The sequence below is a fragment of the Rheinheimera sp. UJ51 genome (assembly GCF_020819615.1).
Taxonomy (GTDB): Bacteria; Pseudomonadota; Gammaproteobacteria; order Enterobacterales; family Alteromonadaceae; genus Alishewanella; species Alishewanella maricola.
Window position 1 is genome coordinate 58618 of sequence record NZ_JAJHOG010000014.1, and the last position, 14889, is coordinate 73506.

General features: G+C 46.0%; 15 protein-coding genes. 4 read left to right on the plus strand and 11 right to left on the minus strand.

Annotation, left to right across the window (positions count from 1 at the left end; all coding sequences use genetic code 11):
* Nucleotides 1-15: 15 nt before the first annotated feature.
* The 5 genes from rplS to ffh all read right to left on the minus strand — a co-directional run bounded on the left by rplS (nt 16) and on the right by ffh (nt 3480).
* Nucleotides 16-375: a 50S ribosomal protein L19 gene (gene rplS, locus LMJ53_RS14735; protein WP_226752018.1), complete on the minus strand. Its 360-nt coding sequence runs from the start codon at nt 373-375 to the stop codon at nt 16-18.
* 22 nt (nt 376-397) lie between these two features.
* Entirely contained in the window at nt 398-1171 is a 774-nt protein-coding gene (gene trmD, locus LMJ53_RS14740) for a tRNA (guanosine(37)-N1)-methyltransferase TrmD (RefSeq protein WP_229587914.1), read from the minus strand.
* The gene (gene rimM, locus LMJ53_RS14745; protein WP_229587916.1) at nt 1171-1698 is read right to left on the minus strand and encodes a ribosome maturation factor RimM; all 528 of its coding nucleotides are present in this window, start codon (nt 1696-1698) and stop codon (nt 1171-1173) included. Before rimM ends, trmD begins: the two co-directional genes overlap by 1 nt.
* Nucleotides 1699-1725: 27 nt before the next feature.
* Nucleotides 1726-1977, minus strand: coding sequence for a 30S ribosomal protein S16 (gene rpsP, locus LMJ53_RS14750; RefSeq protein WP_226752016.1), 252 nt, complete (start codon nt 1975-1977; stop codon nt 1726-1728).
* A 135-nt stretch (nt 1978-2112) separates the two neighbouring features.
* Nucleotides 2113-3480, minus strand: coding sequence for a signal recognition particle protein (ffh, locus tag LMJ53_RS14755; protein WP_229587918.1), 1368 nt, complete (start codon nt 3478-3480; stop codon nt 2113-2115).
* A gap of 157 nt (nt 3481-3637) precedes the next feature.
* Here ffh and LMJ53_RS14760 point away from each other — a divergent pair, with 157 nt between their 5' ends.
* Together LMJ53_RS14760 and LMJ53_RS14765 are read left to right on the plus strand one after the other, a co-directional pair.
* Complete coding sequence (locus LMJ53_RS14760; RefSeq protein WP_229587920.1) at nt 3638-4423, plus strand: cytochrome C assembly family protein; 786 nt, start codon at nt 3638-3640, stop codon at nt 4421-4423.
* Between the two features lie 43 nt (nt 4424-4466).
* Complete coding sequence (locus tag LMJ53_RS14765) at nt 4467-5726, plus strand: HlyC/CorC family transporter (protein WP_229587922.1); 1260 nt, start codon at nt 4467-4469, stop codon at nt 5724-5726.
* Nucleotides 5727-5750: 24 nt separating this feature from the next.
* Here LMJ53_RS14765 and LMJ53_RS14770 read toward each other — a convergent pair whose 3' ends face one another.
* The 3 genes from LMJ53_RS14770 to pssA all read right to left on the minus strand — a co-directional run bounded on the left by LMJ53_RS14770 (nt 5751) and on the right by pssA (nt 9059).
* Complete coding sequence (locus LMJ53_RS14770) at nt 5751-6389, minus strand: hypothetical protein (RefSeq protein ID WP_267867533.1); 639 nt, start codon at nt 6387-6389, stop codon at nt 5751-5753.
* A gap of 125 nt (nt 6390-6514) precedes the next feature.
* Nucleotides 6515-8110 (minus strand): glutamate--cysteine ligase, encoded by a 1596-nt coding sequence (gshA, locus tag LMJ53_RS14775; RefSeq protein ID WP_229587926.1) that lies wholly within the window; start codon nt 8108-8110, stop codon nt 6515-6517.
* Between the two features lie 121 nt (nt 8111-8231).
* Nucleotides 8232-9059, minus strand: coding sequence for a CDP-diacylglycerol--serine O-phosphatidyltransferase (gene pssA / locus LMJ53_RS14780; protein WP_229587928.1), 828 nt, complete (start codon nt 9057-9059; stop codon nt 8232-8234).
* 52 nt (nt 9060-9111) lie between these two features.
* Between pssA and LMJ53_RS14785 the strand changes: the two genes are divergently transcribed.
* Nucleotides 9112-9519, plus strand: a complete 408-nt coding sequence (locus LMJ53_RS14785; protein ID WP_229587929.1) for a DUF4124 domain-containing protein — start codon at nt 9112-9114, stop codon at nt 9517-9519.
* 45 nt (nt 9520-9564) lie between these two features.
* Here the strand turns inward: LMJ53_RS14785 and clpB are convergent, their stop codons facing one another.
* The 3 genes from clpB to rluD all read right to left on the minus strand — a co-directional run bounded on the left by clpB (nt 9565) and on the right by rluD (nt 14007).
* Complete coding sequence (clpB, locus tag LMJ53_RS14790) at nt 9565-12144, minus strand: ATP-dependent chaperone ClpB (RefSeq protein ID WP_229587931.1); 2580 nt, start codon at nt 12142-12144, stop codon at nt 9565-9567.
* Between the two features lie 104 nt (nt 12145-12248).
* On the minus strand, nt 12249-13052 hold the full coding sequence (gene pgeF / locus LMJ53_RS14795) for a peptidoglycan editing factor PgeF (RefSeq protein ID WP_229587933.1): 804 nt from the start codon (nt 13050-13052) through the stop codon (nt 12249-12251).
* Entirely contained in the window at nt 13033-14007 is a 975-nt protein-coding gene (gene rluD, locus LMJ53_RS14800; protein ID WP_226752007.1) for a 23S rRNA pseudouridine(1911/1915/1917) synthase RluD, read from the minus strand. Before rluD ends, pgeF begins: the two co-directional genes overlap by 20 nt.
* 123 nt (nt 14008-14130) lie before the next feature.
* Between rluD and LMJ53_RS14805 the strand changes: the two genes are divergently transcribed.
* Entirely contained in the window at nt 14131-14883 is a 753-nt protein-coding gene (locus tag LMJ53_RS14805) for an outer membrane protein assembly factor BamD (RefSeq protein WP_229587935.1), read from the plus strand.
* Nucleotides 14884-14889 lie beyond the last annotated feature (6 nt).

Sequence of the window (14889 nt, forward strand, 5' to 3'; positions counted from 1 at the left end):
CCGGCCTCAAATTGCTTAGTTAAGCTTTTCGCGGATACGCGCTGATTTACCTGAACGATCGCGTAAGTAGTAAAGCTTAGCACGGCGAACTGCACCACGACGTTTCACGGTGATGCTATCGATCATTGGGCTGTGCGTTTGGAAAACACGCTCAACACCTTCGCCGTTAGAAATTTTACGGACGGTGAAGGCTGAATGCAGACCACGGTTACGCTTGGCGATAACTACGCCTTCGTAAGCCTGCAGACGGCTTTTGTCGCCTTCTTTAACTTTAACTTGAACCACTACAGTGTCACCTGGAGCGAATGCTGGAACGTCTTGTTTCAACTGTTCCTGTTCAAGTTGTTTGATGATGTTTTGGCTAATTTTGCTCATAACAATCTCACTTTACCTGGAATTAACTATCTTGTAGCTGCAACGCCTGGTGTTCCTGTTGGAATTCAGCCAGTAACTTGCGTTGCTCCTTAGTCAGAGCCAGGGAATTTAACATATCCGGCCGTCTTAACCAGGTTCTACCAAGAGCCTGCTTTAGACGCCAGCGTCTAATTTCATTGTGGTGTCCGCTCAGTAAAACTGCCGGCACCTGTTTGTCTGCTAACACCTCAGGGCGCGTATAATGAGGACAATCTAACAGACCAGTTGCAAACGAATCCTGCTCTGCCGATAAATCATGCCCTAGTACACCAGGTACTAAACGCGATACGGCGTCAATTAACACCATCGCAGGCAACTCGCCCCCACTTAATACGTAATCTCCAATTGACCATTCAGTATCAATTTCGGTTTCTATTACGCGCTCGTCAATTCCTTCGTAGCGGCCCGCTACTAATAGTAACTTCGAGTGTTTTGCTAATTCAGCCACACCTTGTTGGTCTAACTTGCGACCTTGCGGTGACAAATAAACCGTGTGTACCTCACCACCTGCAGCCAGTTTAGCGGCGCGAATAGCTTCGGTTAAAGGCTGAACCATCATTAGCATACCTGGGCCACCGCCATAAGGCCGGTCATCCACTGTTCGATGCTTGTCCGTAGTAAAATCCCGCGGATTCCAGCAATCTAAAGTGATTAACCCTTGCTTTACCGCACGGCCGGTTACCCCATATTGCGTAATTGCCTGAAACATTTCTGGAAAAAGTGAGACAACGCCCACCCATCTTTGTTGTTCCAGCATTAAAACGCGGGGTCCCAGTCTACTAACATTTGCTTTGCAGTTAAGTCCACATGCTTCACAACGGTGTTGCTCAGATAAGGAATTAACCGTTCACTCTTGCCAAATGCATCGGTCCGATTGGCTTTCACCACTAACACATCGTTAGATCCGGTTTCCATTAAGTCAGTCACTTCGCCCAAGTTATAGCCTTGCACGTTCATTACGGTCAGCCCCATAAGGTCTTTCCAGTAATAATCGCCGTCTGCCAGTGCCGGTAAGGCATTAACAGGAACCGCGATATCGGCATTAACGTATAACTGCGCTTGATCTCGATCATTAACATCAGTCAGTTTGGTAATTAAACCGTTACTGTGCCGTTTCCAGCTACTGATCTGCACAGGCTGCCAGCTACCCTGAAATTTAACTTGCCAGGGTGTGTAATCAAAAATCCCTTCCGGGATATCCGTGTAAGAGTTAATTTTCAGCCAGCCATTGATACCGTAAACGGCACCAAACTTGCCAAGCACAACAAAATCTTTTTCACTCAACAGTGACAACTCCACACGCTTTACTAATTAAGCTACTGCTTTCTTAGCTGTTTTTACCAGATTGGTTACGCGATCACTTAATGAAGCACCTTGTGCTACCCAGTGGTCAACGCGATCCAGGTCCAGACGCAGTTTCTCTTCAGTACCGCTTGCGATTGGGTTAAAGAAACCCACGCGTTCAATAAAGCGGCCATCACGAGCAAAACGGCTGTCCGCTACCACAACTTGGTAAAATGGACGCTTTTTCGCGCCACCACGTTGTAAACGAATAGTTACCATACCGTCCTCTAATTTTAATCGTTCAGGTTTTAAAAAATAACAAAACCCCCAGACAGGCTGGAGGGCTGCTGCATTGTACGGATTTCTGGCTTGAATGCAAGGCATTTCATGGCCAAGCGCTCCGTAACGCCAGAGTTAGCGTGGCGGTAACATACCCGGAGGTAATTTGCCCCCCATACCACGCATCATCTTCATTAAACCGCCTTTACCCGACATTTGCTTCATCATCTTCTGCATTTGGGTAAATTGTTTCAGTAGCTTATTAATGTCTTGTACTTCAGTGCCCGAGCCGGCGGCAATGCGCTTTTTACGCGAGCCTTTTAGTAAATCCGGAAACTCGCGCTCTTTTGGCGTCATGGAATTAATAATGGCTTCCATCCGCACAAATTGTTTTTCATCTAACTGCCCTGCGGCACCCGCCGGTAAGTTTTTCATACCTGGGAGTTTATCCATTAACGACATCATGCCGCCCATGCTGCGCATTTGGACTAACTGTTCACGGAAATCTTCTAATGAAAAGCCTTTGCCTTTCATCATTTTTTGCGCCATTTTGGCCGATTTTTCTTTATCGACTTTTTGCTCTAGCTCTTCGATGAGGCCGAGCATATCGCCCATACCCAAAATGCGCGAGGCGATACGATCAGGATGGAAAGGCTCTAAGGCATCGGTTTTTTCACCCATACCGATAAACTTAATGGGCTTACCGGTAATATGACGGATCGATAAAGCCGCACCACCGCGCGCATCACCATCCGCTTTGGTTAGGATCACACCGGTGAGTGGCAAAGCTTCGTTAAAGGCTTTTGCAGTGTTTGCGGCATCTTGGCCGGTCATCGCATCTACCACAAACAAGGTTTCGATCGGTTTGACCGCAGCGTGTAACGCTTTGATCTCATCCATCATCTCGCTATCAACGTGCAAACGACCGGCGGTATCCACTAACAACACATCGAACATGCGCGTTTTTGCATGGGTGATGGCCGCATTAACAATGCTGACCGGTGCTTGTGAAATATCGCTGGGGAAGAACTCAACGTTAATCTCTTTTGCCAGTGTTTCTAACTGTTTAATTGCCGCAGGACGATACACGTCAGCCGACACCACCAGTACTTTTTTCTTTTTACGCTCGGTTAAAAACTTGGCTAATTTGGCGACGGAGGTGGTTTTACCGGCACCTTGTAAGCCTGCCATTAAAATTACCGCTGGCGGTTGGGTATTTAAGGCTAACTCTTGGTTCGCCTCACCCATCGCTTCTTCGAGCGCCTTGCGCACAATTTTCAGGAACTCTTGACCCGGTGTCAGGCTTTTACTGACTTCTAAACCAACTGAACGCTCTTTAATTTGATTAATAAAATCGCGCACTACTGGCAAAGCCACATCGGCTTCTAACAATGCCATCCGCACTTCGCGCAAGGTTTCTTTAATATTGTCTTCAGTAAGACGGCCGCGGCCACTGATATTTTTAAGTGTGCGACTTAAACGATCTGACAGGTTTTCGAACATAACAGTTACCCGTATTCATGAATTGGGCCGATTATAGCGCACAGCAACGGCTACGTCAGCATTGAGATCTTTTGTTCGCATAGCAAAGGGAGATGCTGGGCATTCGCAAAAACTTCCCATACAATAGCCAATATAATGCTTTAAAGGAGTTAATTGAATGGCCATGATGTTACCTGGACTGGCGCTGCTGGCATATCTAATTGCTACCGTTGCAATACTGGCGCGTTTGTTCCACCCAACAGGCCCGAACTTTAAGCTCGTGTTTAGCACTGCAACACTGGCCATCGTGCTGCATATGCTCACTCTAGCCGGTGCAATTTTTACTGGCGCGGGGCAAAACTTCAGTTTGCAAAATGTGAGTTCGTTAATGTGCTGGTTGATCTCGCTGTCCGTTACGCTGACCTCACTTCGCACACCCGCCATTTTACTGTTGCCCTTAGTTTATGGCTTAACGGCCGTTACGCTGCTCGTCACCATGCTGTTACCGGCCAGCGTACAGTTACAGCATTATGAGTTAAACCCCGGCTTAATTAGTCATATCGCACTGGCGTTTATCGCTTATGTCACTTTATTGATGGCTTCGCTGTACTCTATTCAGGTGTCTTATATTAGCCATAAGTTAAAACACAAAGATTTTTCCGGTGTAACACGCTACCTTCCACCTCTAATGCAAGCAGAAAAATTACAATTTCGACTGCTCGCTGCCGGTACAGTATTATTGGCTGCGGCATTAATAAGCGGAATTCCGTTTACAACACATTGGCTTGAACACAAAACTCTGTTAAGTTCTCTAGCCTTGGGTGTTTTTGTGGTATTGTGCTGGGGTCACGCACGCTTAGGCTGGCGCGGCAAAACAGCGATATCGCTGACACTAACAGGCATTATTTTACTGACGTTGGCTTACTTTGGCAGCCGATTCGTAAAAGAGGTTTTGTTAGGTTAATTGTTAAACCCTGATTATGTTTGGCAACAAAGGTAACTGATTCTTGGACGCTATCTCGACTAGCACACTCTTTATTATATTGGGTGTATTGCTTGTTCTCTCTGCTTTCTTCTCTGGTTCTGAAACCGGAATGATGTCAGTAAACCCCTATCGCCTTAAACACCTCGAAAATGAAAATAACAGTGGCGCCAAACGCGTCAGCAAACTGCTAAAACGCCCTGATCGGTTAATCGGCTTGATCCTGATTGGCAATAACCTGGTCAACATTGCCGCAGCCACCGTTACCACACTCATAGGTCAACGACTCTATGGTGATCTGGGTTTAGCCATTGCTCCTGTCGCATTAACGTTAGTGGTGTTGATTTTTGCTGAGGTTACTCCCAAAACGCTGGCGGCCTTATATCCTGAGCGAGTAGCCTTTCCTGCCTCGATTATTTTAAACGTACTGTTGAAGATTTTTTATCCGTTTGTTTTCTTGCTGAATAAAGTCACCAACGGTTTATTAAGCTTAATGGGCGTTAGCCCAGAGAAACATCGTGGTAACAGCTTAAGTGCTGAAGAGCTGCGTACCGTGGTGCATGAAGCTGGAGCGTTAATTCCCGAGCAGCACCAAAGTATGTTAGTGGGTGTGTTAGATCTGGAAAATGTCACCGTTGAAGACATTATGGTGCCGCGTAATGAGATCCTGGGTATCGACTTTAATGACGATTGGAAAGACATTATGCGTCAGCTTGCCAATGCACAGCACAGCCGTTTGTTACTGTACCGTGACAGCATAGATGATGCGCTGGGTTTTATTCACCCACGCGATTTGGTGCGCTTACTACTCAAAGAACAATTTAACAAAGCGTCCTTATTGCGCTCGGTACATGAAATTTATTACATCCCAGAAGGTACAGCGCTCAATACGCAGCTATTGAAATTCCAAAGTACCAAAGAGCGCGTTGGTTTAGTCGTTGATGAGTACGGTGATATCCAAGGGCTAGTGACACTTGAAGATATTCTAGAAGAAGTTGTCGGTGAATTTACCACAGACGTGGTGGAAGATAGCCACGAAGAAATAGTAAAACAACCCGACGGCTCTTATTTAATTGACGGCACCATCAACTTGCGCGATCTGAATAGACAAATGCAATTGGAGTTTCCTACTGACGGCCCGAAAACCTTAAACGGCTTATTACTAGAGTACCTGGAAGAAATTCCTCAAGGCAGTTTAAGTGTAAAATTGGCCGGCTATCCGATAGAGATTATTGATGTGCAAGATAATATGATTAAAACGGTCAGATTGTTGTTGCAGCGTTAAACCTAGCCATTTTGTCATAATGGCTTAACCGAATAGCCAACGGCTAAGCCAGCCTCGCTTCAAATCCTTTTCACAGCCTTGAAGCTGCAAATGATAGATATTAGCTCGCTGCTCGACTTGGCGGGCTGTATTTTGTAACCAGGCTTTGCTGCGATAGGTACCACGCCGATACCCACCCCAACCTTCATGGTAATTTAAATACAAGGCATAGGCGTCATGCTTCGGTACTTTATTAACCTGGTGCGTTTTATCAACATACCAACCAATAAAATCTACAGCGTCATCAAAATCACTACGACTGGCAAAATACCGGCCGGTGTCTTTTAAATAGTCGTCCCAGGTATCGCTTTTGGCTTGTGAGTAACCATAAGCTGAACTGCCTCGTCCATAAAGGATAAAGCCAAGGAAATAACGCATTGGCGGCTTGGCATTGTGTTTAAAGCGGCTTTCTTGGTACATAAAACTGATGGGCACTGCGATAGGCATGCCCCACTTATCGCTGGCTTTGGCGGTTGCCTGATACCAGGCACGATGTTCGCCGAAGATTTCACAGATATTAGATTGATCGCGCGGTGGCGGCGTAGCGCACCCCGAAATGACCATCGCTAAACTCAGCAATATCAGCAGCTTATTTTTTTTTGAATATATTTGAACTATCGGCATCGGTTTGATTCTAACAGTATGAATGGATTCAACCAAGTTTTTGTTTTCCCTGGATTCTCCTTCACGGCTACTTTTGGTAGCCGTTTTTTTTGCCCGCAATTAAACTCAGCGTGACAACGAGACTGTTAATGGTCTTGCTCACAAGCCGGTACTTCTGCAAAGTATTGCTGAATATACTCAGCAAAACTGATGTCATCTGCGGCTTCAATATCAGCTTGTCGTTGCAATGAATCACTGCTAGCGGCGGTAAACTGCGCCTCACTGTATTGTTGATATGGCTCGCTGATAAGTTGCTGGCGATATTGCTCGGCTAATTCCAACATATAGCGGCCATTATCTTTGCGCTGACTAATTAAATGATTCAGCACTTTGCCAGAGAAAGTTTGTGCGGGATCCAATAACGACAAGTAATAATGACGCAAAGCCCCCTGATAACGCTCGGTTTGATAGGCTTCATCTAACCAGGCGGCAATCGGCATCATATCTGCAAAAAGCTGCTCGGCCCAATCTTGCATTAAGCGAGGTTGACCCTCTTGCAATAATTCTAAGTTGATGCGACGACCGTCCGTGACCACTTTTTTCAAGTTTTGCTCTGTAACCGTTTGCTCTGCTGCCGATAGCGTGGGGCTATCTTCTAACAAGCAATACACCAAGAACACATCGAGAAAATGCATTTGCTCAGCTGAAATACCCACCGGACTGAAGGGGTTAACATCTAACGCACGCACTTCAATATATTCAACACCGCGTTTAGCGAGTGCACAGGTAGGTCTCTCACCCGACTCCGTGGTGCGTTTTGGCCGGATTGTCGAGTAAAACTCGTTTTCGATTTGCAGCACATTGGCATTTAATTGCTGATATTCGCCCGCCACTTTAACACCAATATTTTGATATTCCGCTGAAGGTTGGCTTACCGCGGCATGCAAACCGCTAATGTATTCAGGCAAATTGTTATATGTAATATTTAAGCTCGATTGTGCACTATTGGTATACCCCAGATCGCTCATGCGCAACGAAGTAGCATAAGGTAAGTACAAACTGCCTTTACCTAAGGGCTGAAAGGCATAACGCGATTGCCGATCTTCTAAAAACGATTTGCACAGTGCCGGTGACGCGCCAAATAAATACACAATTAGCCAAGCATAGCGCTTATAGTTGCGTATTAACGCGAGATATTGCTCAGAGATAAAATCCTGACTAGCCGTGTTATCCCCTTCTAAGGCTTGATACGCTTGCCAAAAACTCTGTGGTAAAGAAAAATTGAAATGCACACCGCTGATCGCTTGCATCATGCTGCCATAGCGATTTTTTAAACCTTGTCGATACAAGGTTTTCATGCGGCCGACATTAGATTCGCCATAATAGGCCAAAGGGATTTGATCTTGTTCAGCGATATAGCAAGGCATACTGGCTGGCCAAATCCGCTCAGAGCCTAATTGGCGCATGGTAAAACGATGAATATCCGCTAATTGTTGCAAGGTAACATCGATATCAGCTTGTGCTGGGGTAATAAACTCCAGCAACGACTCAGAGAAGTCGGTGGTGATCCAAGGATGCGTTAAGGCTGAACCTAAGGCTGCAGGATGCGGGCTTTGTGATAGAGAGCCATCTTCATTAACACGTAAACACTCACGTTCAATACCACGCTTGATACCGACAATTGAGGCCAACTGGCCGTTTTCTTTAAGTGCGTTTAAGCGTTGTGTAATACTAGAAGCCAAAGTAAATCCTTAATAAACTAAATATCCCCCAGATTTTGGGGGATATGGATTAAAACTCAACCATGCCTTGCTAAATAAAGGGCAACAACACTTATCATTGCCCCATAATGTCTCGACATACTTATTCTGGCTTTTTCTGCTCAGTGCTGGTTGGTTCGCTGTTGGTTTTTTGCTCATCTAAAAAGTCAGCATCATCAGAGTCACCTACTACGTGCTCTAACTTTAATTTGCGCACACTTCTAAAAGTGGTAATAGGGCCTGAACAGGCATAGACCAAGAAAATCAAAAACAGCATTTGTGCTGGTTTAGCCGCAATCACCACAAAGATGACAACCACTAACAATATGGTTAAAAACGAAACGCGATCACGCCAATTTAGGTTTTTAAACGAATTAAAGCGGAAATTACTGACCATTAAGAAACCGCAGGCTATGGTAATAAGGCCGACAACATAGCCAAATTTATCACCATCAATTTCATAGGTTGCACCATTCCATACCATGCCTGCGACTAACGCAGCAGCGGCGGGGCTGGCTAAACCTTGGAAGAAACGACCATCGGTCACGCCTAAGTTGGCATTAAAACGTGCTAAACGTAATGCGGCACAAGCCACGTAAATAAAGGCCGCCAGCCAACCAAACTTACCTAAATCGGCTAACGCCCAGTTGTAGGCGACTAAAGCCGGAGCTACACCAAACGCCAGTAAATCGGACATACTATCGTACTGCGCACCGAACTCACTTTGGGTATTGGTTAGGCGTGCAACTCGTCCATCTAAGCCATCAAAAACCATAGCGATGAAAATAGCGACAGCTGCCGCTTCAAATCTGCCATTCATTGATGATACGATGGCAAAGAAACCAGAGAACAATCCTGCAGTTGTAAGCAGGTTGGGTAATAAATAGATCCCTTTGCGCGGGCCATGTTCATTGTTTTTTAGATCTGTCATAGGGCAACTTCTGAAAAAGAGAATATACTGATTATAAGGGACATAACATAACATGGATAGAACCATGGCAAAAGCGAGTCTTATTTTTATGTTTCTGGTCAGTTTGACCAGTAGCACAGCAATGGCACAAACGGTTTATAGCTGGCAAGACGCTCGAGGTGTGACGCATTTTGGTCAGCAACCGCCGCGTGAAGGCAATTATCAGTTAGTCACCGTTCGTACTAATGCTGCATCACGATCATCGGTGCGAGACTCACGGGGTAATCCAGTGAGTTCTGAACTCGATCCGATGCTTTGTCAAAAGGCACAAGAACAATTATTGTTATTGCGCAGTGGCCAAGAACTGTTTACCCAAGACGCAAACAAAAACGAACTTCGCTTATTAACAGAAGTGGAGCGCGAGCAACAAACAATGCTCGTCAATTTTGAAATAAAAAGGCGTTGTGCCCCAACGCCTTAATCGTGTTAAACCCTGTTCGATATGTAACAGGGTTTATGCTGCATTTTAGCGATGGCTTTGCATGGTGAAGGTTTCCCCGTCATGGTCAATGACCACTGTGCAACCCGGTAAGAAATCACCTTGCAATAATGCTTGAGCTAAACGATTCTCCAAATGTTGCTGAATAGCACGTTTCAATGGGCGCGCACCAAACAAAGGATCAAAACCCACTTCAGCCAATTTTTGTAACGCAGCTTCGCTAACCTCAAGCTGATAGTCGCGTTGTTGTAAACGTTCAGCCAAACGATCCAACTGAATTTTAGCAATTTGCTGAATTTGTTTACTATCCAGAGGGTGAAACACCACGGCTTCATCCAGTCGATTTAAAAACTCTGGCCGGAATTGTTTTGCCAACACGCCCATCAACATTTCTTTCATTTGTTCATAACTGTACTCTTTATGGTGTTCTTGAATAAGATCAGAGCCCAAGTTTGAAGTCATGATAATGACCGTATTTTTAAAGTCGACAGTGCGGCCCTGTCCATCGGTTAAACGGCCGTCATCTAACACCTGCAATAGAATATTAAACACATCGGGATGGGCTTTCTCGACTTCATCGAGCAAGATAACCGAATAAGGTTTACGCCTTACCGCCTCGGTTAAATAGCCGCCTTCTTCATAACCGACATAGCCTGGCGGTGCGCCCACTAAACGTGATACCGCATGTTTTTCCATAAATTCAGACATGTCGATACGTACCATCGCATCGGGACTGTCAAATAAGAAACGCGCTAGTGATTTTGTTAATTCCGTTTTACCCACCCCTGTCGGGCCTAAGAATAAGAAAGAGCCAATCGGTTTATTCGGATCCGACAAACCGGCTCGAGAACGGCGAATGGCATTGGCGACAGCCGCTATCGCTTCATGCTGCCCCACCACACTTTGGTGCAAGGCGCTTTCCATTTGCAGCAGTTTATCGCGCTCGCCTTCGAGCATTTTACTTACCGGGATCCCCGTCGCTTTTGATAATACATCGGCAATTTCATGCTCGGTTACCCGATTACGCAACAAGGTCATTTCTTGCATTTCGGCTTGCGATGCGAGATCCAGTTTTTTCTCAAGCTCAGGGATGCGACCATATTGCAGCTCTGACATCCGCTGCAAATCACTGGCACGACGTGCAACTTCTAAGTCTAAGCGCGCCTGCTCCAACTCTGATTTGATATGCTGTGTACCTTGCAAGGCAGCTTTTTCAGACACCCAGATCTCATCCAGCTCGTTGTAGCTGATGTCTAATTCTCGAATTTGCTCTTGAATGGAATCCCGACGTTTTTTACTGGCCTCATCGGTTTCTTTGGCTAAGGCATTATCTTCGAGTTTTAATTGAATAATACGCCGCTCTAACCGATCTAACTCTTCTGGCTTTGAGTCCATCTGCATACGGATGCTTGAGGCAGCCTCATCGATCAGGTCGATGGCTTTATCGGGAAGTTGCCGATCACTCACATAACGATGTGATAAAGTCGCCGCGGCGACAATCGCTGGATCGGTAATCTCTACCGCATGGTGCAATTCATAACGCTCTTTTAAACCACGTAAAATAGCGATGGTATCTTCCTCTGACGGCTCATCCACCAAAACCTTTTGAAAACGACGCTCTAAAGCGGCATCTTTCTCAATATATTTACGGTATTCATCTAAGGTGGTTGCGCCAAGACAATGTAATTCACCACGCGCTAACGCCGGCTTTAACATATTACCCGCATCCATTGCACCATCCGCTTTACCGGCGCCGACCATAGTATGAATTTCATCAATAAATAATATGATCTGGCCTTCTTCTTTCGACACGTCAGTCAATACGGCTTTTAAACGCTCTTCAAATTCGCCGCGGTATTTCGCGCCCGCCAATAAAGAGCCCATATCCAAAGACAATACGCGCTTATCTTTAAGCCCTTCCGGTACTTCTTTATTGATAATACGCTGCGCCAGCCCTTCAACAATGGCGGTTTTACCCACACCCGGCTCACCAATTAACACAGGGTTATTCTTGGTGCGACGCTGTAATACTTGAATACACCGACGGATTTCTTCATCACGGCCAATTACCGGATCTAATTTGCCGGCTTCGGCTCGCGCTGTTAAATCTACCGTATATTTAGTTAACGCTTGGCGAGTATCTTCAGCGTTAGCATCTTCAACTTTTTGGCCGCCGCGGATTTGTTCAATAGCCGATACCACGTTGTCTTTGGTGACACCGAGTAATTTTAAAATACGCCCCAACTCAGACTTATCTTCGGTAGCGGCTAACACAAATAACTCACTGGAAATAAACTGATCTTTGCGTTGCTGCGCCAATTTATCGCATTGTTGTAATAACTGCGCGGTGGTACTGGCCAACTGCAAATTACTGGCATCACCTTCCACGCGAGGTAATCGCTCAATACTTTGGCTTACTTTTGAGCGGAGTTCATTAAAGTTAATCGCCAGTTTATTCAACAACTCTCGCACCGTGCCGCCTTCTTGGTTGAGAAGAGCAAACATAATGTGCACGGGTTCAATAAATTGTTGATCGCGCCCGACCGCTAACGATTGGGCATCAGCGATAGCTTCTTGGAATTTACTGGTAAATTTATCTAAGCGCATGGTCTAGCTCCTGCAGGCATAAGTATGGGTTGCTGCATATTAAGATTGGGCTAGATTGTGGAATTTTCAAGCAATAAACGTCAAAAAATTGACTTCGATCAGTTTTATGATGAATGACTGAGCCAAATGGCACTGGCCATCCGACCCGTTTGGCCATCACGACGGTATGAATAGAACTGCGCAGTGTCGTGATAAGTGCAATAGTCGCCACCAAAAATAGCAGAGACACCATAAGCCTGCAGCCGCAGTCGTGCCAGCTGATATAAGTCAGCCAGATATTTATCTTTGCTTAAGGGTTTAAAAGCGCTGGCGGCCAGCTCATTTTGCTGTACAAAGGCTTGGCGCACCTCAGCCCCCACTTCAAAGTGCTTGGGGCCAATGGCAGGGCCTAACCACACCAGTAGCTCACTTGGCTTTGCCTGAAACTGTTGTAAGGTATGCTCAATCACGCCCGACGCTAAACCGCGCCAGCCCGCATGAATGGCGGCTACCTCAGAGCCTGCGCTATTGCACACTAATAACGGCAAGCAATCTGCCGTCATGACGACACAAACTTGCCCAGCTTGCTGGCTAAACGCAGCATCGGCTTGAGGCAATGCCGCGTTTAGCTCCGTAGTGCTCTTGGTTAAATGCCACACTTTATTGCTATGAACTTGGTCAAGCCAACAAGGCTCTGCGGGCATAGCCGCTTGCTGTTGAAACAACGAGCGGTTTCGAGCAACCGTAGCCGCATCGTCCCCAACATGTAAGCCTAAATTTAACCCTTGAAACACGCCCTGCGAATAACCGCCGAGGCGAGTTGAGCTTACCGCCTGCACATTAGAAGGTGCAGGCCATGTTGGTTTGAGTAACAAAGGCGTCATTGGCATTTCAGGCTTACATTGTGCATTACACAAAATCCAAGCCATGCTGAGCGGTATCAGCACGTAAAGCGGCATTCAGCTGCACCATGTCATCCGGTAAAGGCGCATGCCATTCCAAAATTTGGCCGGTGATGGGATGTGCCAGTTTAAGCATGATCGCATGTAACGCCTGGCGGCGGAAATTACGCATAAACACCAATAAGCTTTCCGCTGCTTGACGCGGAGGGCGTGGCCGCCCCCCATACACTGGATCGCCCACTAAAGGATGACTGATAAACGTCATATGCACACGAATTTGATGCGTTCTACCGGTTTCTAAGCGCAGACGTAACCTTGTATGAGCACGATACTTTTCCATTACCCGGTAATGCGTGACCGCAGGCTTACCGCTTTCAAGCACCGCCATTAGAGTTCTTTTGGTTGGATGCCGGCCAATAGGGCGATTGACCGAGCCACCTCCGGTCATGGCACCGTAGCAAACCGCTTCATATTCTCGGGTAATTTCACGTGCTTGCATGGCTTCAACTAAATGCGTTTGTGCCGGAATGGTCTTGGCAACCACCATTAAACCGGTGGTGTCTTTATCAAGGCGATGCACAATACCAGCGCGCGGCACTTCACCAATACCCGGGCAATGATGCAATAAAGCGTTTAATAAGGTGCCATCCGCATTACCGGCACCTGGGTGAACCACTAAACCTGCAGGCTTATTGATCACTAAAATATGTTCATCTTCAAAAACCACATCTAAAGCAATGGGCTCGGCCAAAAAGCGTTCGTCTTCAGGCAAATCGGCTGTAATATCAATCTGCTCACCTCCAAACATCTTCTGTCTTGGCGTATTGCAAAGTTGCTGTTCAACTTGCACAGCATCAGCCAAAATCCACTCTTTTATACGTGAACGTGAATAATCAGGGAACATTTCGGCTAAAACCTGATCTAAGCGTTTACCAAAAAGATGGTCAGGAACGATTTGTGAAAGTTTTATCTGTTTTGTCATGACGGAAGCAGTTATCCTGTGTGCAACCCCTCGATATCTGGGGTAGAATCGCATTAGCGCCTATTTTAACGATTTTACGCTGGACTAGACAGCCATTTAGCTTAAGTAGTAACGGATTTTTACATGAAATTGAAATTTATACTGATAGTTTTGATGTCAATCGCCCTAACGGCCTGTGCTGGCAAACCCAAACCACAGCAAATGACTGCCACACAAACGGCTCAAGGCATGTATCAACAAGCCAAAGAAGTCTTGGATGCGGGCCTCTATAACCGAGCCATTGAATTACTCAAAGGGGTAGAAAGTCGCTATCCGTTTGGCCCCTTAGCTAAACAGGTACAACTCGACCTAATTTATGCCTATCATCAAGCCGGCGATATTCCACAAGCGTTAGCCAGCATTGACCGCTTTATTCGGTTAAACCCCAACCAGCCTGATTTAGATTATGTCTATTACATGCGGGGCCTGACCAACTTAAAAGCTGATGAAAATGCGTTTCAAGAGTTTTTTGATATAGAGCGCGCTGATCGTGATTTAAGCAGCACCCGTCAAGCGTTTGATGATTTTAAAATTTTATTAAATAGCTTTCCAAACAGCAAATACGCCGATGAAGCGCGTAACCGCATGTTGGTGATTAAAAACAAATTGGCCCAGCATGAATTAATCGTTGCCGATTACTATATGCGCCGTGGTGCTTACCTCGCTGCAGCGAATCGGGGTAAATATGTGCTGGAGTTTTACCGTGATGTACCACAAGTAGAACAAGCTCTTGAAATCATGGTGGAAAGCTATGGCCGCTTGGGTTTAGATAAGTTAAAGCAAGATGCGGAACAAGTATTACGCCTTAACTTCCCGCAAAATAGCAGCATCAAATAACCGATA